Source organism: Paenibacillus diazotrophicus, assembly GCF_042610465.1.
This window is the reverse complement of the sequence record NZ_JBGJZN010000007.1, coordinates 180,083-200,709: the sequence shown is the minus strand read 5'-3', so window position 1 is coordinate 200,709 and position 20,627 is coordinate 180,083. Positions and strand designations below refer to the sequence as shown.

The following is a 20,627-nucleotide window of genomic DNA, read 5'->3' as shown; positions in this document are numbered from 1 at the left end:
GTACATCCCCTCCTATTCGTTAATATCTGTCTGAGAATATTCATTCAAGCTGTGCAACACTTCCTCCAGCCGCATTCCCCTGGAAGCTTTGAAGAGCAGAACATCCTTAGGGTCAATTAGACTGATCAAGGCAGCGGTAAGCTCCTTTTTATCCGTAAAAGCAAATACCCGTTCAGGCCCAAAGCGCGCCTCAGCCTTGCGGGCGATATGCGCAGAAAGAGGACCATAGGTAAAGACCAGATCTGTCAGAGATGGATCCAGGTAAGCGCCGATCTCCTGATGGAACAATGCCTCATCCGGCCCAAGTTCCAGCATGTCCCCCAGTACAGCGATTTTTTTGCCGCTGCATTTCATGCTTTGCAGCACATCAATGGCTGCTCTCATCGAGGTAGGACTGGCATTATAGGCATCGTTCAACATGGTAATGCCTGAAGCTGTCTGCATCATTTCAATCCGCATCCCTGTCAGTTTAAGCTTGCTGAGGCCTTCTGCAAGATTGTCCTCGGACACCCTGAAGTGGCTGGCAACCGCCAGCGCAGCCAAAGCATTCACGACATTATGACGGCCCGGCAGCGGCAGCGTGAAGGCACGCTGCGCATGTAGACGGGAAGTAAAAGTCATTCCACCGATATGTGTCATCATTCCCGAAGGATAATCGTCGTTGTCAGTGTTTAAGCCAAAGCGGAAGCTTCGCATCCCCTCTGGTGCAGGAAATCCTGGCTCCGCCATAACTTCGGAGAGCAGCGGTTCATCGCCGTTATAAACCAGGAGACCTCCAGGTTTCAGCCCTTCGGCAATTTCCAGCTTGGCACGGGCAATTTCCTTGCGGGACCCCAGTTGCAGCAAATGGGACTCCCCTACATTGGTAATGACCGCCACATCAGGCGGTGCGAGTGAAGCAAGAAGTGCAATCTCTCCCCTCGAGCTCATCCCCATCTCCAGCACAGCAATCTGGATATCCTCACTCATGGAGAGAATCGTCAGCGGCAGACCAATATGGTTGTTGAAGTTCCCAGCAGTCTTGTGGACTTTGTATTCTCTTTCCAGCAGAGCTGTAATCATATCCTTCGTGGTTGTCTTCCCGTTGCTGCCGGTGACGGCAACCACCTGCGGAGCGACTTGGCCTAAATAAGCAGAAGACAGCTTTTGCAGTGCAGAGAGAGTATCCTCCACCAGGATCACTCCGTCCCCCGCAGGAGCGGCTCCCCGATCCTTCTGCCACAAGGTTGCGGCGGCACCCGCAGCCAAAGAGGCAGCACTATAGTCATGCCCGTCAAAATGTTCCCCAACCAGCGGAACGAACAGGCAGGCAGGCGTAATTTTGCGGGAGTCGGTAACGACTCCCGCAATTCTCTTATCCATATCGTTAGCAGAGGACAGTTCTCCCCCGCACATGTCAGCGATGTTTTGCAGCGTTCTTGTAATCAATAGCTTCGGCCCCTTATAACTTCTTTGGCGACGACGCGGTCATCGAAATCATGAACCACTCCGCCGATCAGTTGGTAGGTCTCGTGACCTTTCCCCGCAATCAATACTACATCGCTGGGGCTTGCCATTTCAATAGCTTTTCTGATCGCTTCCCTGCGGTCCACAATCATTTCATAATGGTCCTGCGCGACTCCGTCCTCCATCAATCCTGCTTCAATATCCCGAAGAATAAGCAGAGGATCCTCCGTGCGGGGATTATCCGAGGTTACAAAAACATGATCACTGTATTTTGCAGCAATTTTGCCCATCAGCGGGCGCTTGGTCGTGTCTCTGTCTCCTCCGCACCCGAAGACGGTAAGGACCTTACCTGTAGCAAATTCACATACGGCCCGCAGCACATTTTCCAATCCATCCGGGGTATGGGCATAGTCTACGATTACCGCAAAATCCTGGCCTTCATCTACGGACTCCACGCGTCCAGCCACACCGGCCACAGATTCGAGACTGGCCTTGATGTCCGCAAGCGGAACATTCTCCAGAAGCGCAGCTGTAATTGCAGCCAGAGCATTATATACATTGAATTTACCTACCATACGCAGCGAGATGTCAGTCTCTCCCTTAAACGTATCTACATGGAAGAATGTTCCTTTAGAAGTGATGGAAATTTGCGAGGCCCGGACATTCGCTGCAGTGTCAATGCCATATGTAATCACCTCTGCGGCAGTCTGTGCAGCAAAGTAAGCACTTGCCTCGTCGTCCGCATTCAGCACAGCATATTTACGTTCTTCCTTCCATGGCGAAATCACATTCCCCATCCGGGAAAAGAATAGCCCTTTAGCCGCTCTGTACTCTTCCATCGTATGATGATAATCCAGATGATCCTGAGTCAAATTGGTAAATATGGCCGTCCGGAAATCTGTTCCCTTTACACGTCCCTGCTCCAATGCATGCGAGGAGACTTCCATCACACAGCACTGTACGCCTTTCTGAACCATATCATTTAGCGTACGCTGCAGCTCAAGGGATTCCTGTGTTGTGCCGGATGCCGGATAGGTCTGTCCGTCATAGCGCAGCTGAATGGTTCCGATCAGTCCTGTCTTGATGTTCTGGTCCTGCATAATACGCTCTATCAGGTAGGTTGTCGTTGTTTTTCCGTTCGTGCCGGTCACACCGATCATTCTCATCCGGCTGCTAGGCGAGCCGAAAAAGGCATTTGTCAACACAGCCATGGCAAACCGGCAGTCATCCACAACAATCTGAGGCAGATCAATCTCAAGCTTCCGCTCACAGACAAGGGCAGAAGCCCCGTTCGCAGCAGCCTGGGGGGCGAACTCATGCCCATCCACCGTAAAACCAGGCAGGCAGATGAACAAGTCGCCAGGCTTAACGCGGCGGGAATCTGCTTGGAGTCCCGTAATTTCTGTCTCTCCATCTCCATATACCCGCGAAGCCGCGAGACAAGATGATAATTCATATACTTTCATAGCCATCCCTCACTCTGCATTTTTCGGAATAGAAGAATTCATCCAACATTATTTCCCATCCTCAGTCCCCATATAAATCCGGATTGTCGAACCCTGCTCGACTCTTGCTCCGGCTTTGGGCGCCTGATTAATTACGGTATTGCCTGTTCCGGAACGGGCGAGTGTGAAGTTCATGTTCAGATCCTCATAAATATCCTGGACTGTAGCCCCCGTAAGATCAGGAACGGTTACAATCGGAGTCTCACCATATTTATAGGTTTTGGGAAGCTGATCTTTACGTTCCGGAACCTTCAAGTAATGCAAGGAGTCCTCCAGGATATTCTGCACGATAGGTGCTGCCACCACTCCCCCGAACTGAATACCCTTCGGATTATCCACTGCCGTATACACTACGATCTGCGGATCATCCGCAGGCGCAAAGCCGATAAACGATACAATATGCTCTGTAGGCGAATACCGGCCGTTAATGACCTTTTGTGCCGTCCCTGTCTTGCCTCCCACACGGTAGCCGTCAATAAAAGCCGGCCGGCCTGTGCCTTTGGCAACTACGCTCTCAAGGGCAGCGCGCACCTTCTTCGAGGTTTCCTCCGAGATGACCTGACGTACCATATCCGGCTGCACATCTGATACAGTCTCTCCGGTATCCGGATTGATCCAGGCCTTGGCAACATGCGGTGTGTAGAGCTTGCCGCCGTTAATGGCCGCCGAGACAGCAGCGATCTGCTGAATCGGCGTGACGGATACCCCTTGGCCAAAAGCGGTAGTCGCCAGCTCTACGGGTCCGACTTGTGCAGGCTTAAAGAGAATTCCGCTTGCTTCACCGTTCAGATCAATACCGGTCTTGGAGCCAAATCCAAACTCACGGATATATTTGAACAAGGTGTCTTTGCCGAGCCGTTGTCCCAGCGCCACAAATCCGGGATTGCAGGAGTTCTCCACCACCTCAAGAAAGGTCTGGCTGCCATGCCCGCCCTTCTTCCAGCAGCGCAGTTTGGCCCCGCTTACTTCGATATAGCCAGGATCAAAAAAACGGTCATTCTGCAAATCCACTTTACCTTCCTGGAGCGCAGCGGCCAAGGTAATGATTTTGAAGGTGGAACCCGGTTCATAAGTCATCCAGATTGGAAGATTCCGGTTATAGATCCCGGCATCATATTCCTTGTAGGCTCCGGGTTCATATCCGGGTCTGCTGGCCATAGCCAGAATTTCACCATTCTTCGGGTTCATGGCTATAGCCCAACTGCCCTGTGCCTGATATTTCACCATGGCCTGGTCCAGCTCGCGCTCCATAATCGACTGGATCTGCTTGTCTATCGTCAGCTGAAGATTAAGGCCGTCCCGGGGTGCAGAATATTTTTCTGAAGAACCCGGCATCAGCCGGCCTCCGGCATCCGACAAATAGGAGATATCGCCTGCGCTGCCCTGAAGCAGCTTGTCGTATATACTCTCCACCCCGGTAATGCCTTGATTATCGATACCGGTGAAGCCAAGAATATGTGCCGCTAAATCTCCGTAAGGATAAAACCGCTTGTTGTCCTCAGCCACAACGATGCCCGGCAGCTGCAAATCACGGATGCTCGCGGCCAGCTCCATCGTAATTTTGCGGCCGCCGGGCTGTAGCTTCACCGATGACTGACTTTTGGACAATAAAGTCACAAGCTTCATCTCACTCATACCGAGCAGTGGAGCCAGCGTCTGTGCTGTCTTTTGCTTTTCTTTCACCTGCACGGGCACTGCATACACAGTCGGCGAGCTGATATTATATGCCAGCGGTATCCCTTCCCGGTCCAATATTTCACCACGTTTAGCGGTAAAAGGAATATTGCGGCGCCACTGGCTTTCCGCTCTGGCACTCAGCTTCTCTCCTTCAGATAGCTGTACATATGCCAGACGCACAGCCAGAGCGCCAAACAACACGGCCAGTCCCAGCAGCGTCCACAGCATTCTCCGGCGCGTTACGACTTTTGAAACCTTCATTCCGTCCCCCCGCTTTCGCTGTTCTAGACATGAGCTCTTATCTTCATGACTATTCAGGACAAACAGGGGTTAGAACAAGCCTATGCGATGGCCTTATTCTTCAGGTGGTTCTTCCTCGTCAGGAGGGGGAGGAATATCCTCTCCATATTCATTGATCGGTTTCAGCGACAGCGTAACCTGTGTCTTACCGTTCTTGATCCCTTCCGTTTGCGCAGACACATAACCCTCGCCATCCACTGCAATGCCTACCTTCAACAGGCTAAGGATTTCCAACGCATCACGAAGCGACTGTCCGCGCAAATCCGGTATAACGGGCTTCTCTCCCTGCTGGCTCAGCAGATAGATGCGCTGACCCGAAGCGAGTGTCGTCCCTTTCTCAGGATATTGGCTGACCACTGTAGCTCCTTCTCCCACAGCTTCAAAGTCAAAGCCCTGATCAATCAGCAGCTTTCGGGCTGCCTGTACCGTTTTGCCGGTGAGATCCGGAGTGGATCGCAACGGGGCAACAGCAGTCTTAACGGTTTTGGAAGTACTGTCTGCAGAATCCTCACTCACCTTGGGCACTCCCATATAAGGCAGCGCCTGCGACACAATTTCCTGGAACACTGGGGCAGCAACCGCCCCGCCGCCATTCCCGCCATCTTCACCCTGCGGCTCATCAATAATCACAATCACCGCAATCTTGGGATCATTCACTGGTGCATATCCGATAAAGGAAGACAATACCTTGTTTCGGTCATAATCCGTACCGTTTACTTTGATTGCCGTACCCGTCTTACCTGCTACACGATAGCCCTCAATGTAGGCATGCCGTCCGGTTCCCTTCACCTGATCCGCAACAACCTGTTCCAGGTAGCCGCCAGTTTCACGTGCACTCTCCTTCGATATCACCTGGCGTACCACTTCAGGCTGGGTAATGGTCTTCTTGCCGGTATTCGGGTCGGTGATTTCCTTGACCACATGCGGAACCATCAGTTTGCCGCCATTAGCGATTGCGGACACTGCAGTCAGTTGCTGAATCGGTGTAACCAGTACCTTACCGTGCCCATAAGCCAAAGTTGCATTCTCGACTGATTTATTCGGATCAGGATTGACGATACCGATGGTTTCACCCGGCAGGTCGATTCCGGTTTTTTCATTGAATCCAAAATCATTAATGTATTGCAGCAATCTCTCCTGGCCAAGCATTTCATACCCCAGCTTAACAAAAGCTACGTTACTTGAACGCTTCACGCCCTCCAGGAACGAGATTTCACCCCAGCCCACTCTGTTGATGTCGTGCAGCGGCTTGCTATACCCCTTAATCCGAATTTGGCCCGATTGAAAAGTGGCTTCAGGATTAAACAATTTTTCTTGCACCACTCCGGCCAGTGTAACAATTTTAAAGGTTGAACCTGGCTCATACCTGGATTTGATCGCGTGATTATAGAAGCCAGCAGCATCCTGATTAGGGTCCCAGTACTCATTAGGATTAAAGGTAGGCATATTCGCCATGCCCAGAATCTCCATTGTGTTTGGATCAGCAGCTATAACACTGATGCTTTTAGGCTTGTATTGGGCATATGCCTTCTGCATAGCTTGCTCAATATAGAATTGAATTGTGCTGTCTATAGTCAGCCTGAAATTGCTCCCGTTAACCACAGGCTGATAAGTATCCTTGGAATCCGGAAGCTTGACGCCTTTGCCATCACTTTGATAGAGAAGTTTGCCGTCCGTACCCTTCAGCTGCTTGTCAAAATACTTCTCCAGCCCCATGATCGCCTTGCCGTCTCTGTCGGTATAGCCCAAGATGTGCGCGGCTAGTGTATCTTTGGGATAATATCGTTTCTGCTCCGTAACGTATCCGACACCGGTTTCCCGGATATCATGTTTTTTGCCCAGTTCCTCGTAAAAGGCCACTACCTTATCCTTGAGCTCCTTGTCAATCTTCCAGCCTTCATTACGGATCTCACGGTTTTTGAGATAGTTGCCCTTCTCATCCTTGGCCTCGATCAATGGCTTGAGCTCGTCTACGGGTTTGCCCAGCAGCTCATGCAGCCCATCTATCACTTCCTGGCCAATCCCCTGCTCTGCAATGACCTCAGGATTGACGACAATAGTGTAAGCAGGAACATCACTGGCGAGGATATTGCCGTTGCGGTCTTCAATCTCACCGCGCACCGCTCTGATGGTTGCAGAGTGAGCCCACTGTTTGGCTGCCTTATCCTGCCAATACTCACCGTCCATAACCTGAAGCCAAAACACCCGACCTACTAAAACAAGAAAAAAGAGGGTAATACACCCTCCTATAAACAGCGTGCGAAGTTTTATTCTTTTTACCATAAGCCAACCTCACCAACTCTATTATTGCGATTGCTGCCAATCGCTGATTAATGGTCTCCGTCAGTGGCCGTGCTGCTCAGTGGTATATAGATGGTCGAATCATCAGATGGCTTGACGTATCCAAGCTCAGCAGCCCTCTTGGCCACTGTCTGTTCAAGACTCTGCTTCTCCATCTGAAACGTTGCGATATCTTTTTTGGTTGAAGCAATTTTGGCATCCAGTTTCTGCGCCTGCAGATTCAAATCGTAAATATGGACATATCGCCAAATCAGGGTGACAGCAACCAGAACGAACACACCTAGTGTCAGCATGTAGAGAAGTTTCTCCTGCAGTGGAAGTACCATGCGTCGCGTGACTACTTTTGTTTTCTCACGGTAAAGCCTGTCTGCCTCTTCTTTTCTTTTGGGTTGAACTGCTAAGTTGCCGCGGGTATAGGCCATCTCTGACTCTCCTTTATCGTTATTTACAATTTCTCTGCGATCCGCAGCTTCGCTGAACGTGCACGTGTGTTCTGCTCAAGCTCTTCTTCTGAAGGAACAAGCGGTTTGCGGTTAATTAGCTTCAAGGTGCCTTCTGCACCGCATACGCAATATGGGAAGTCTGGCGGACATGTGCATCTGCTTAAGTAGCTGCTGAAAATCTGTTTGCAAATCCGGTCCTCCAGGGAGTGAAAGGTGATCACGGATACTCTTCCTCCGGGTGCCAGGCAGCGTACCGCTGCGTGAAGCCCTTCTTCAAAAGCACCAAGTTCATCGTTCACCGCAATCCGGAGTCCCTGAAAGCTGCGTTTGGCGGGATGCCCACCCGTGCGGCGTGCGGCCGCCGGGATACCTTCCTTAATCAACTCCGCCAATTCTCCCGTGCTCTCCACAGGATGTTCTTCTCTCCGCTCCACAATCTTGCGGGCAATCCGCCGTGAGAATTTCTCTTCTCCATACTGGAAAAGCACACGGGCAATCTCCTGTTCAGGCCAGGTATTCACAATGTCGGCTGCAGTCAGCTCAGCGGACTGATCCATCCGCATGTCCAGCGGAGCATCGTGATTATAGCTGAATCCCCGTTCCCCTTCATCAAACTGGGGCGAGGACACACCAAGATCGTATAGAATTCCATCTACCTGGGGAACGCCATCCTTTTGCGGAACAAAAGGGAGTTCCTTAAGCACTTGTTCAAGATCGCGGAAGTTGGTTTTCACCAAAACCACCCTGTCTCCATATTCAGCGAGACGCTCCCTTGCATTCTGAAGCGCCCAGTCATCCTGATCCAGACAGATCAGCCGGCCTTCGCCGCTGAGCTTACCGGCAATTAGAGCACTATGTCCCGCTCCGCCGAGTGTGCAATCCACGTAGATGCCATCCTTCTTGATGTGCAGCCCTTCTGTCGCTTCTTCCTTAAGCACCGTGATGTGGTGAAACAAGCTGCATCCCTCCAGGGCAGTATTCGAATAATATATGTGTTATAGATCGAAGTTGAAATCAACCAATTTCTCGGCAATCTCGTTGAACGTTTCCTCTGACTGTTCGAAGTACTGCTCCCATAGCTCTTTGTTCCAGATCTCCACCCGGTTCGAAACGCCCAGAATCACACAGTCCTTATCCAGCTTGGCATATTGCCGCAAATTCCCCGGCAGATTCACTCTGCCTTGCTTGTCCCATACACATTCGGTCGCTCCCGAGAAAAAAAAGCGGCTGAAGGCACGAGCATCCGATTTCATCAGTGAAAGGCTTTTGAGCTTTTGCTCCATGATGCCCCATTCTTCCATGGGATAAACAAATAGACAAGTGTCGAGGCCGCGGGTTGCTACGAAGGAGGTTCCGAGCATGTCACGAAACTTGGCCGGGATAATGATTCGGCCTTTGTCGTCAATGCTATGCTGATATTCCCCCATAAACATAATTATTCCCCACCTCTAACTTCTAATTCCCCACTTTGCCCCACTTTACACCACCTAAGCATAATAGATTCGCCATTAAAAATCAAAATCCTTTTTCACAAGGGAGGTAATTTTTTCTTTTTGTCAAGGGGGCAAGCAGAAACCGCCGGGCATATACAGCTTATATTTCAAAAAAAAGTGCCCGAACCATTTACATGGCCCGGACACCTTGTATTCCGTTCTATAGGTTATGCATCGAGATTCCAGCTGTCGAGGTATTCGACCTGTGCCGGAGTCAGGCTGTCAATGGAAATCCCCAGACTCTCCAGCTTATAGCGGGCTACCTGCTCGTCCAGATCGTAAGGAACATTCTCTACTTTGACGCCAATGCTCTTGTAATTATCATTTACATATTTAAGTGAAAGTGCCTGCAGTGCAAAAGTGGTATCCATAATCTCGGCAGGATGTCCGTCAGCAGCTCCCAAGTTCACCAGGCGGCCTTCGGCAAGCAGATACAGTTTGCGACCGTCTTTCAACTGGTATTCTTCAATATTCTTGCGTACCGTTCGCTGGGATACGGAACGCTCGGACAGTTCAGGCTTATTCACTTCAACGTCAAAATGGCCCGCATTGCACATGATCGCCCCATCCTTCATCACATCGTAATGCTCCCCGCGGATCACATAGCGGTTACCTGTCACGGTAACAAAGAAATCGCCGCGTTTTGCTGCTTCCAGCATCGGCATTACGTGAAATCCATCCATATGGGCTTCTACAGCTTTAATCGCGTCCACTTCAGTAACGATCACGTTGGCACCGAGGCCTTTGGCCCGCATGGCCACACCTTTACCGCACCAGCCGTAACCCACTACTACAACTGTTTTACCGGCTACAATCAGATTAGTAGTGCGGACAATCCCGTCCCAGGCTGACTGGCCCGTACCATAACGGTTGTCGAACAAATATTTACAATAGGCATCATTTACAGCGACCATAGGGAACTTGAGAATACCCTGCTTCTGCAGTGCTTTTAACCGGATGATCCCGGTAGTGGTCTCTTCTGCGCCGCCCCGGATATTCTCCATCAGGTCGGGACGCTCGGAATGCAGCAGTGTAGCAAAATCACCGCCGTCATCAATAATCAGATCCGGCTTGCTCTCCAAAGCTTTGATATTCAGAGCCTTGAACTCTTCAGGGGAAGGGTTGTATTTGGCGAATACCGTTATGCCGTCTTCAACCAGTGCTGCGCAGACATCATCTTGAGTGGATAATGGATTGGAACCGGTAATTGTTACCTCGGCACCGCCGGCTTGAACAACCTTAGCCAGATAAGCCGTTTTGGCTTCCAGATGAAGCGTAATCGACACCTTCAAACCCTTGAACGGCTGCTCGGCTTCGAACTGCTCCCGGATACGGTTCAATACAGGCATATGCTGGCGAACCCAGTCGATTTTGAGATGTCCTTCCGGAGCCAGCGACATATCTGCGACAATACTATTTTCTTTCGACATTGAACTCATTGTAAAACCTCCTGAAAGTTTTGCGGAAAAACCGCTTCTTTGAATTTTACATATATATCAAGCGGTGGTTCCCGCTGTAATCTGCAGGGATGTTCATCAGCTCATCCAGCCATTCCGGACCGTATCGGTTCAGATAGTAAGTTACATTATATACTCTCTCCTGCAGCTTGCCCAGCGGCATTAGCGACAGTTCAATCCGTTCCCACTGGCGGATCGCAGCTTCGTTCTGCTTCTCCATAGCATCCTGGGCTTTGGTCTGAAGGAACGTAATCTGATCCAGAATCTTGTCTTTATTGTTTGCACCGAGTTTCAGAAGTCCCGCTTGTATCGAGCCTAGCTGTTCAATCAGCGGTTCGTACATTGCAGTAAAAGCAGTCTTTGTCTCCTCGAACCGGCGCTCCAGCTCCAGCTCATCCTGAGCGGCGAGCCATTTCTTTCTTTTCTCCTCCAAGCCCTGAAGAACATCGCCAAAAACAAGCTGGTACTTGTCCATATGCTTGTGAAGTGTCCCTTCCACAACCGTGAAGGACATACGCGGAATGATTAACGGCATCCGTTCCCCCACCACCTCAAACGCTGGCTGCGGAATAGCCCAATAAGCGATTTCACCTTGTCCAAGCACTGTTGCCAGTACCGGCAGCACATAATCCTGCATGAGCGGTCTGGTGAGTACATTGTTGCTAAACCGTTCAGGATGTTTCTCGAGCTGCTCCAGTAACTCCTGTCGGGAAAAGGAGACCGCGCCTTTTCGGTCAGTGAAGCGACCTTCCTCTTTGTGAAGCAACAGGCGTGCACCTTGATGTATATAGAAAAGATTGGCCCCGCCAGCAGTTACAGCAGCCTGAAGCTCATATCCGCTATCCGCTATCCTTGCAGCAGACTTATGATATGCGGTCTCCAGTTCATCGTTCTGTTCAATCATAGATTTGAACATCGGGACTTCCAGCTTCCGCAGCCCGGGGTCTGCGGAATCCAGCAGAATCAGGCCGAATCTGCCGAACAGCGAACCCATCAGCTTAGCAAAAGCATCACTCATGCTGCATCCTGCAGCCGAGGAATCGCGGATCACTTCCATAATCTGTGGCTTGAACTCACTTTCCTGCAGCAGGTTGTCCAATTGCCCGATCATTTGCAGCCAGCTTTCTTCCTCAACCTGGATCGCACTTACCGAAGACCGGAGTTCATCGGCCTTGTCCAGCTTAAGTCTAGTGATCTCCCCTGTACGGTTCAAGACATAGGTGTGATTGACCTCATCCCAATCATGATCCTCGCCTGCAATCCAAAACAACGGAACCACGGGTCGTCCGAGCTGTGCTGCCGCTTCTTTTGCCGCCTGAATCGTTGTAATTGCCTTATATATAACAAAAAGCGGACCCGTGAACAAACCGCTCTGCTGGCCGCCAGTAACGACCAAAGTCCCTTTTTGCTCCAGAAGTGCCAGGGAATCCATCACCGCAGAATGAGAATTGAATTTAAGATTATATTGTCTTAAACATTCAGCAATCCCGGAACGGTCAGCACGCAGTTCTTCAGTACTGTCCAGCCACTTTGCACGCTCGGCTCTGCTGGCCTCACTGCGGAAATCCCCGCCGTACAAATGACCTACTTTTTCATAATGATGTATATAGTCGCGGGCTAGTGCCGACCCGCCCGGAACGGGCTCAGGTACTACATTCATGTGCAATTGCCTCCTGTTCTACTATGCTGCTATATGTAATCAATGGGTCGGATAAACTCTTTATGATTGTATCCAAAGTTAAGGGCGCCGTCAAAGAAACCCGCTGTTCCTTTAATTAGCAGCCGGTTACTAACGAAACAATAGGCGAGAGCTGAATGCTCCCGCCTAAGGTATACTTCGTCAAATAATATATCGAGGTAATATTAATTGTATATTCCTATGCGAATTGCTTGGCTACAAAGTGGCCCTTCGAAACTTCAACCAATTCAAAATCACTGTCATTGGTTTTTTCCCCAGCCGCGTAGATTGGAGTACCCAGTTCATCATGCAGATGAATACGTTTCTTGTTCGCTTCCACATCCGGATCCGGTACTGGAATCGCGGACAGCAGCGACTTCGTATAAGGATGGATAGGATTGGCATACAGCTCTTCACTCTCTGCCAGCTCAACCATTTTGCCCAGATACATAACAGCCACACGGTCACTGATATGCTTAACCATGGACAGGTCATGTGCAATAAACAGATAGGTTAGTCCAAGACGGTCCTGCAGTTCCTTCAGCAGGTTGACCACTTGCGCCTGAATAGATACGTCCAGCGCGGAGATCGGCTCATCGCAGACGATGAATTTAGGATTAACCGCTAGTGAACGTGCGATTCCGATACGCTGACGTTGTCCACCGGAGAATTCATGCGGATAGCGGGTTGCATGGTCATGGTTGAGTCCAACCATATCCAACAGCTCTTCAATCCGTTTTTTGCGTTCTGCACGGCTTCCAGCCATACCGTGGATATCCAGTGCTTCACCAATGATATCCGAAACCGTAAAACGCGGATTCAGCGATGCATACGGATCCTGGAAGATCATTTGCATATCACGGCGCATAGCTTTCATTTTGCCCGGAGACAATTTGTAGATATCCGTTCCGTTATATTTCACACTGCCAGCAGTGGGTTCGTAAAGACGAAGCACTGTCCGGCCGGCAGTTGTTTTACCACATCCGGATTCCCCTACCATTCCCAGGGTTTCGCCTTCGCGAATCGTGAAATTAATATTGTCAACAGCCTTAAGAACTCTTCCCTTACCTACATTAAAATACTTCTTAAGACCTTCAACTTCAATCAGGTTCTTACTCAAACGAACTGCACCTCCTTGGCCATCGAATGCAGATTCCAGCAACGCGCCATGTGCGTTTCACTGAATTCTGTTGCACCGGGATCGATTTGTTCGCAGACATGCATCGCTTCACTGCAGCGTGCCGTGAACGGACAGCCGACCGGCGGTTTGATCAGATCCGGGGGAGTACCGATGATCGGGATCAGCGGCTCGCCCTTCTTTTGGTCCAGACGCGGCATCGACCGCAGTAACCCCTTGGTATACGGATGCTGCGGATTTTTAAAGATTTCCCATCTGGTTCCGGTTTCCACTACTTCACCAGCATACATGACGATGACCCGGTCACACATTCCGGCAACAACGCCGAGGTCATGTGTAATCAGTATGATGGAGGTCCCGAGCTTTTGCTGCATATCTTGCATGACTTCCATGATCTGCGCCTGAATCGTTACATCAAGCGCCGTTGTCGGCTCATCTGCAATCAGCAGGGCCGGGCGGCAAGCCAGTGCAATGGCGATCATTACACGCTGGCGCATACCGCCGGAGAATTCGTGGGGATATTGGTTAAAGCGAGCCTCCGCATTTTTGATGCCTACGAGCTTCAGCATCTCAATACCTTGCTCTTTCGCTTCGGCCGCTGACATTTTCTGATGTTTGATCAAAACTTCGGTTATCTGTTTGCCCACCTTGATCGTTGGGTTCAAAGAAGTCATCGGGTCTTGAAAGATCATGCCAATATCTTTGCCGCGAATCGTTTCCATTTGCTTCATGCTTTTGTCCAGCAGATTCTGTCCCTGAAAAATAATCTCGCCTTTTTTCACTTTGGAAGGGGGCGTAGGAATAAGCCGCATAATTGATTGTGCGGTAACACTCTTGCCGCTGCCGGATTCACCAACAATGGCTACTGTTTCACCTTTGCCTACTTCAAAATTCATACCACGGACAGCTTGTACTTCTCCGCCTTTAACAAAAAAGGAAACATGCAGATCCTTGACTTGCAGAATGGGTTCCATCATATTCACCTCCTATTTCTTCAGCTTAGGATCCAGTGCATCACGTAGACCGTCACCAAAAATGTTAAAGGAAAGCATGGTCAAGCTGATCAGGATAGCCGGGAACAGGAAGCGCCACGGATAATACATCCAGCCTGTCAGTGAATCACTGATCATTGAACCCAGGGAAGCGATTGGAGCCTGTACACCCAGACCGAGGAAGCTTAAGAAAGCTTCAGCAAAAATGGCATTTGGTACGGACAAAGTAATCGTTACGATAATGGGTCCTACGGCATTTGGCAGCAAATGACGGAACAAGAGTCGTTTGGAGCCTGCACCCATGGAACGCGAAGCCAGAACAAACTCACGGTTTTTAAGCTGCATAATCTCCCCGCGCACAATCCAGGACATGGTGATCCAGCCTGTAATGGTCAACGCAACGATAATCGTAAACAAGCTTGGTTCCATTACCACGAGCAGCAAAATAACCACCAGCAAATAAGGAATGGAGTACAATACTTCAGAAACCTTATTCATAATGTTATCCACGCGGCCGCCAAAGAAGCCCATGATTCCGCCATAAATAACACCGATCAGCAAATCAATTGCCGCTGCGGCCAAACCAACAATCAGTGAAATACGTGCTCCGTACCATGTACGGACAAAAATGTCACGGCCCAGATCATCAGTTCCAAACCAGTGGTCGGATGAAGGGGGCTTATTGGTGCTGAGCAAATCATTAGAGTAGTAGTTGTATTTTGAGAACAATGGCCCAATCAGTGCTGCCAAAATAATCAAGGCAAGAATACCAAGAGCAGTCATCGCCATTTTGTTCTGACGAAGACGTTCCCAGGAATCCCTCCAAGCTGAAAGACTTTCACGTTGAATGACTTCCGCCTGTTTCTCATCAATACCGATTTTTTGGAAGTCCTCTGGTTTCAGGTTCGCATCCAGCGAACTCATATTTTTGTCAGATACCAATCTTTAGCCCTCCTTTCCTCCAGTTAGTTTGATACGCGGATCTACAAATACATAAGCAATGTCTGTAATAAAGCGGGCTAACATGAGCAGTACACCATAAAAAATAGTAATCCCCATAATTACGGTATAATCACGGACACCGATCGCTTCCACAAACTGTTTCCCGATACCGCCCACACCAAAAATCTGCTCGATAACCACAGAACCGGTAACGATGTTGGCTGTCATTGGTCCCATGTATGTAACGACAGGCAGAATTCCGTTGCGGAGAACGTGACGGCTCAAAATAGCGAACCAGCTTAGACCTTTAGCCTTAGCCGTCTTGATGTAGTCTGCATGCAGCACCTCAAGCATACTGGAACGGGTCAGACGCGCAATAAAGGCTATCGGCTGTGCCGAGAGCGCGGCTACCGGAAGGAAATAATACATGGGGCCCTTAAATCCTGAAACCGGAAACATATGAAACTTATAAGCGAACATATACTGCAGCAGGGATGCGACTACAAAGCTCGGGACCGCAATCCCGAGTACCGCTAGCACCATCGCAGCGCTATCAATGAACTTCCGGTGATACAATGCTGCCAGCATACCTAGTATTACGCCGACAATAACTGACACAATAATCGCAAAAATCCCTAGCTTCAGGGATGATGAAAAAGTCTGACCAATCAAATGCGTTACATCCTGATTCAGACGTTTCATGGAAACACCCAGGTCTCCTCGGGCAACTTCACCCAAATACTTAAAATACTGATGATAGAGCGGCTTGTCCAGACCATATTGCTCGTATAAACGCGCTTTAATTTCCGGCGGAACTTTTTTCTCGGCAGTAAACGGATCTCCCGGAATTGCTTTCATCAGAAAAAAAGTCGCTGAAATAAGTACAAACAGCGATACGATCATATAGAAAAATTTATTGGCTACATAACGAACCATCCCCATCAACACCTCCTTCGACTTTTTTATGGACATACAATAGAATTCTATTCAAAAAATGACCTTTTGTCCATTTTCTATTATTGCAAACTTGTGAAAACATTAACAAAAAGCCGCAAATACAAAAAAAAGGGATATATATGGAATTCCACATATATATCCCGAAGTGTACTGCTAACTTCAGACGACTAACTATTTAATTAATTTTCTGAAGTTTGAATCTTAGTGTTCAAGCAGGTAAGAACGGGTGAAGTCAATTGCACCACTGAAGTCAAGAGATACGCCTTTGAGGTATTCTTTAGTCAGGGAGTTGTTTGTGTAGTAGTAGATAGGCATCAGGACCATATCATCCTGGATCAGCATTTTTTCAGCTGCAGCAAAGTCTTCTTGGCGTTTTGCCAGGTCGGAGCTTGCTTTTGCATCAGCAATCAGTTTGTCATATTCAGGGTTAGCGTAACCAGTATCATTGTTACCGCCGCCTGTTACCCACATATCCAGGAAAGTCATTGGATCATTGTAATCCGCAGTCCAGCCGGCACGAGCAACCTGGTAGTTCAGGTTTTGACGGTTGTCAATAAATACAGCCCATTCTTGGTTCACTGTGTTTACAGTAATACCCAGAGCTTGTTTCCACATATCAGCGATAGCCAGGGCAATTTTCTTGTGGCCTTCACTTGTGTTGTAAGACAGTTCTACTGGAGGCAGTGTAGTCAGACCTTCTTCTTTCAGACCTTCTGCAAGCAATGTTTTAGCTTGTTCAACATCTTCTTTGAAGTAATCATCTTTAACTGCGTTACGGTATTCACCGTCAGCGCCAGCGATACCTGGTGGCACATAACCGAAAGCTGGAAGCTGTCCGCCCAAAGTTACATTGTCGATAAGAGCTTGACGGTTAATCGACATTGCGAGTGCTTTACGGATCTTAGCGTTGCTGAAAGGTTTTTCAGTAGTGTTGAATTCATAGTAGTAAGTAGCAGCGATTCCCTTGGAGACAAACTCGTTAGGAAGCTCTTTTTTGACGATAGGAAGCTGTTCTTGCGGAATTTCACCATGAGGTGCGCCTGCACGGTCAAGTTCTCCGTTTTTGTAGCTCAGCAATTCAGTTGCACCACTGTTAACAATGGAGAAATCGATTTTGCTAAGTTTAATGGAAGCTGCATCCCAATATTTATCATTCTTAGTAACTTCGATAGATTGACCAGTAGTCCAGCCAGTCAGTGTGAAGGCACCATTGGTAACCATAGTGTCTTTGTTAGTTGCCCATTTAGGATTACCCTCAACGGATTTGTGTACTGGGTAATAAGTATAGAAGGACAGAAGGCCAAGGAAGTAAGGTGTTGGAGCTTTCAGCGTAACTTCAAGAGTTTTTGCATCAATAGCTTTTACGCCCACTTGATTGAAATCTGTAACTTTCTTTGTGTAATATTCTTCAGCGTTCTTCAGGTAGTACAATTGGTATGCATATGGTGCAGTAGGGTCTGTGTTAGGGTCGAGCACGATTTTCCATGCGCGAACGAAGTCTGCAGCTTCTACAGGGTCGCCATTGTTCCATTGAGCATCACGCAGGTGGAAGGTATATACCAGACCGTCAGCGGAAATGTCCCACTTCTCAGCAATACCCGGCTCAGCTTGACCAGTTTCGTCATTCATGCGGGTCAAACCTTCATACATAGTTTTCAACAGCGTATTTGCTTGGCTGTCTTGAGCTTGTGCTGGATCAAATGTAGGTGGTTCTGCAGTCAGGTTGACTCTAAGTGTCTGATCAGCGGCCAATTTCTCGTCACCAGTTGCGGTGCCTGTGTTCGTGCTGCCTTCATTGCCTGCTGCGTTTGTTGCCGCAGCGTTGTTGCCTTTGTTTGCATTGTTGTTTCCGCCGCAGCCAGCAAGCACTGTGCCGATAACAAGAACCATTGCAATCATGAGCAATAGACTTTTACTCTTCTTCATCTAGCAGTTCCCCCTAAATAGAATGTGGTATATGGTTTATGATTATACAACCAGTGGTCAAAAAAATCTAGAGCAATATTTTCTGAAAACACTTTTTTTTGAAAAGTTAAAAATTTTGTGACATTGACGCTTCACCGGAGCAATGGAACATTACATGGCTTGTGATATGTAACGGATAAGGCCTACGACCATAAATAGTACATACATGGTACCCATAAAAAAGAATGAAAGTCTCCAAACTGCCCGAAGTAACCGTTTTCCGTCGACATTTCCCTTTAGGCGGTTTTGGGCGCCTCCAAGCAGTCCAGCGGATATTAATACAATAAGTAGTATAAAGTATAACCCGAACCGTAAGCCAAAGATGTTATTGAATAAGGCAGATACTGAAAAAAATAAAAATACTGTTGTAATATCCATTGCCAGTAAAAAAGTATTTCTTTTTTCTTTTCTGAGGCCAATTCCTATGAAATATACGATCAAAAAAGGAACAACCGGAATAACGCTTAAAGAAATGAACGAATTCCGCAGCAATTCCAAACAGCCTCACCTCTCCTTCACATTCATGCCTTCTACCATCCGGCAAATCCAGCGGTGTAAAGGGACCGCAATACCAGCTCTATCCGCCATTGCCACAATACTCCCATTAATCCAGCGGATTTCTGTATCTCTGGACGCTAGAACATCAGCGAGCATAGATGAGATGTTGCCAGATGTTGCCCGGCAAACGTCAATTATGCCCTCCCATGCTTGAACATCAACCTTGATACCGCTGGCTTCATATACGGAGGTGGCTTCCAGGTACAGTTCTTTCATTAACTGTATTCGTTCCTCGGAGACAATCAGCTCCCCGTTCTGAATGCGCCAGATCGCTGTAAGCGGGTTAATCACAGCATTGAATAGCAGCTTCCGGTAAATCATGGTATCCACTTCTTTCGACATCAAAGCGCGGAATCCTGCTGCTGTAAGAGCATGAGTCAAACGTATTGCCGCTATATCGTCCTCCTTTAGGGTAACCTTTGGTTCATTTGAGATTTTGTTTCCTCGTTTCCCTATAAATGTTTCCCCAAGTCCTGTATGAATAACCTCTGTTAATGTTTTCCTCTTGGCTGCTTCGGTCGTCACTGCAGCCCAGAGTGAAGCCTCCGGCAAAAGCTCCTGGAGAAGCTCCACATGTCCAATACCGTTCTGAAAGCAAACGACCTGGAGTCTTGTATGCCGAAGAGGCGCCAGAATCTTTGGCAGCATATTGTGAAACGCATTCTGTTTGAGCATTATTGCTGTCCATTCACCAGGCTGCCGGAGTATCGTATCCGCGTAACCGCTAATGGGTCCAACCTGAAAGCTAGTGCCTTGGAGATGTTGGGATAGATTCCCGTTCTCGTAACTTACGGTGATTCCTGACCTGGACAATTCTTCCGCCTGAGCCTCGCTCCGGCACCATAATCTGACCTCTGCGCCGGAGAGAATCAGCTTGCCGGCCAGTAAAAGACCGAGTGAGCCTGCACCGATCACATCTATTTTCATGCTGTCACCTGCCATCTTGTACACAATTTCCCTCATTATATCCTTTCTTCCGAAAAAGAAAAACAAGCATAAAACATGCAAAAAACCCGCAAACGCTGGCGGTTAGCCTCTGCATGCGGGATTTAGAGAAATATTTATGTTTATTCAATCCGTTCCAAATTACCGTTGGCATCCATTTTGAATCTTGTCTTCATTTCTTCTTCTTCTTCATTAAGGAAAGCAAGTCTCCGCGCCCGGTCCATAATCTGAATTAATGCCTTGTAATCATCATTGACTACTCGGTAGTCACTTTGGGCCAGATTGACCTCTTTGGACAATCTTTCATTTTCTACCCTCAGCTCTGTTAATTCATCTTCTTTCTCGCGTAAATCCCTCTCAAGCATTTTCAGCTGGCGGCCTGCCTCCTGAAAGCTGCCCTTCCATTGCCTTAAGAAGCGGATTACGGCATCAATGGACAAAGAGTTCTCGCCTAGCCCCTCACTGCGGCTGTATTCCTCTTCCATGTCTCCAAGAATGAGACTTGCTACCTGTGCGCCCCTGGCGGAAGGCTGTTTCTTCAAATAATTCCGCTTCTGGCGTTGGCTCTTGGCAATACCAATTGCATCTTCATAGCTCTTGCGAACACAGCTGTTCCAGCGAAATCCGCATGCGGCCGAGGTTCTGCCGATTTTTTCGCCTACCTCTTCAAAAGCAGCAAGCTGTGTGCTGCCTTCACGGATATGACGCAGCGTTATTTCGGCCAATATCAAATCATCTTCCGCGCTCCAAGCATCCTGTCTAACGGCTGTCATAAAGCCAAACCCTCCTAACAACATCATGAAATAACCATCTTCATAACCGGCAGCTCC

Annotated in this window: 17 protein-coding genes; all 17 read right to left on the bottom strand. The window is 48.7% G+C overall.

What is annotated here, in order from left to right; translation table 11 throughout:
- Nucleotides 1-12: 12 nt before the first annotated feature.
- Nucleotides 13-1,428, bottom strand: a complete 1,416-nt coding sequence (locus ACAN54_RS23550) for a UDP-N-acetylmuramoyl-tripeptide--D-alanyl-D-alanine ligase (protein WP_379161229.1) — start codon at nt 1,426-1,428, stop codon at nt 13-15.
- Nucleotides 1,425-2,912, bottom strand: coding sequence for a UDP-N-acetylmuramoyl-L-alanyl-D-glutamate--2,6-diaminopimelate ligase (locus ACAN54_RS23545; RefSeq protein ID WP_379161606.1), 1,488 nt, complete (start codon nt 2,910-2,912; stop codon nt 1,425-1,427). The genes ACAN54_RS23550 and ACAN54_RS23545 overlap by 4 nt, the downstream gene beginning before the upstream one ends.
- Before the next feature lie 48 nt (nt 2,913-2,960).
- On the bottom strand, nt 2,961-4,889 hold the full coding sequence (locus ACAN54_RS23540) for a stage V sporulation protein D (protein ID WP_379161226.1): 1,929 nt from the start codon (nt 4,887-4,889) through the stop codon (nt 2,961-2,963).
- Between the two features lie 93 nt (nt 4,890-4,982).
- A complete protein-coding gene (locus tag ACAN54_RS23535) occupies nt 4,983-7,211 on the bottom strand; it encodes a penicillin-binding transpeptidase domain-containing protein (protein WP_379161224.1) in 2,229 nt (742 codons plus the stop codon).
- Between the two features lie 47 nt (nt 7,212-7,258).
- Nucleotides 7,259-7,651, bottom strand: a complete 393-nt coding sequence (locus tag ACAN54_RS23530) for a cell division protein FtsL (protein WP_379161222.1) — start codon at nt 7,649-7,651, stop codon at nt 7,259-7,261.
- A gap of 23 nt (nt 7,652-7,674) precedes the next feature.
- The gene (gene rsmH / locus ACAN54_RS23525) at nt 7,675-8,628 is read right to left on the bottom strand and encodes a 16S rRNA (cytosine(1402)-N(4))-methyltransferase RsmH (RefSeq protein WP_379161220.1); all 954 of its coding nucleotides are present in this window, start codon (nt 8,626-8,628) and stop codon (nt 7,675-7,677) included.
- A gap of 39 nt (nt 8,629-8,667) precedes the next feature.
- Entirely contained in the window at nt 8,668-9,105 is a 438-nt protein-coding gene (gene mraZ / locus ACAN54_RS23520) for a division/cell wall cluster transcriptional repressor MraZ (protein ID WP_020427850.1), read from the bottom strand.
- 227 nt (nt 9,106-9,332) lie between these two features.
- Nucleotides 9,333-10,604 carry an adenosylhomocysteinase gene (locus tag ACAN54_RS23515; RefSeq protein WP_379161217.1) on the bottom strand — a complete coding sequence of 424 codons (1,272 nt, stop codon included), beginning with the start codon at nt 10,602-10,604 and terminating at the stop codon, nt 9,333-9,335.
- A 46-nt stretch (nt 10,605-10,650) separates the two neighbouring features.
- The gene (gene bshC, locus ACAN54_RS23510; RefSeq protein WP_379161214.1) at nt 10,651-12,282 is read right to left on the bottom strand and encodes a bacillithiol biosynthesis cysteine-adding enzyme BshC; all 1,632 of its coding nucleotides are present in this window, start codon (nt 12,280-12,282) and stop codon (nt 10,651-10,653) included.
- Nucleotides 12,283-12,499: 217 nt separating this feature from the next.
- A complete protein-coding gene (locus ACAN54_RS23505) occupies nt 12,500-13,420 on the bottom strand; it encodes an ABC transporter ATP-binding protein (protein WP_379161212.1) in 921 nt (306 codons plus the stop codon).
- Nucleotides 13,417-14,412, bottom strand: a complete 996-nt coding sequence (locus tag ACAN54_RS23500; RefSeq protein WP_379161210.1) for an ABC transporter ATP-binding protein — start codon at nt 14,410-14,412, stop codon at nt 13,417-13,419. Before ACAN54_RS23500 ends, ACAN54_RS23505 begins: the two co-directional genes overlap by 4 nt.
- A gap of 12 nt (nt 14,413-14,424) precedes the next feature.
- The gene (locus ACAN54_RS23495) at nt 14,425-15,354 is read right to left on the bottom strand and encodes an ABC transporter permease (protein WP_379161604.1); all 930 of its coding nucleotides are present in this window, start codon (nt 15,352-15,354) and stop codon (nt 14,425-14,427) included.
- Nucleotides 15,355-15,375: 21 nt separating this feature from the next.
- Nucleotides 15,376-16,308, bottom strand: coding sequence for an ABC transporter permease (locus ACAN54_RS23490; protein ID WP_379161602.1), 933 nt, complete (start codon nt 16,306-16,308; stop codon nt 15,376-15,378).
- A 222-nt stretch (nt 16,309-16,530) separates the two neighbouring features.
- On the bottom strand, nt 16,531-18,255 hold the full coding sequence (locus ACAN54_RS23485; protein WP_379161208.1) for a peptide ABC transporter substrate-binding protein: 1,725 nt from the start codon (nt 18,253-18,255) through the stop codon (nt 16,531-16,533).
- Between the two features lie 150 nt (nt 18,256-18,405).
- Nucleotides 18,406-18,786 (bottom strand): DUF3397 domain-containing protein, encoded by a 381-nt coding sequence (locus ACAN54_RS23480; protein WP_379161600.1) that lies wholly within the window; start codon nt 18,784-18,786, stop codon nt 18,406-18,408.
- Nucleotides 18,787-18,798: 12 nt separating this feature from the next.
- Nucleotides 18,799-19,815: a ketopantoate reductase family protein gene (locus tag ACAN54_RS23475; protein ID WP_379161206.1), complete on the bottom strand. Its 1,017-nt coding sequence runs from the start codon at nt 19,813-19,815 to the stop codon at nt 18,799-18,801.
- Nucleotides 19,816-19,919: 104 nt separating this feature from the next.
- Nucleotides 19,920-20,570, bottom strand: coding sequence for an RsfA family transcriptional regulator (locus tag ACAN54_RS23470; RefSeq protein ID WP_379161204.1), 651 nt, complete (start codon nt 20,568-20,570; stop codon nt 19,920-19,922).
- Nucleotides 20,571-20,627 lie beyond the last annotated feature (57 nt).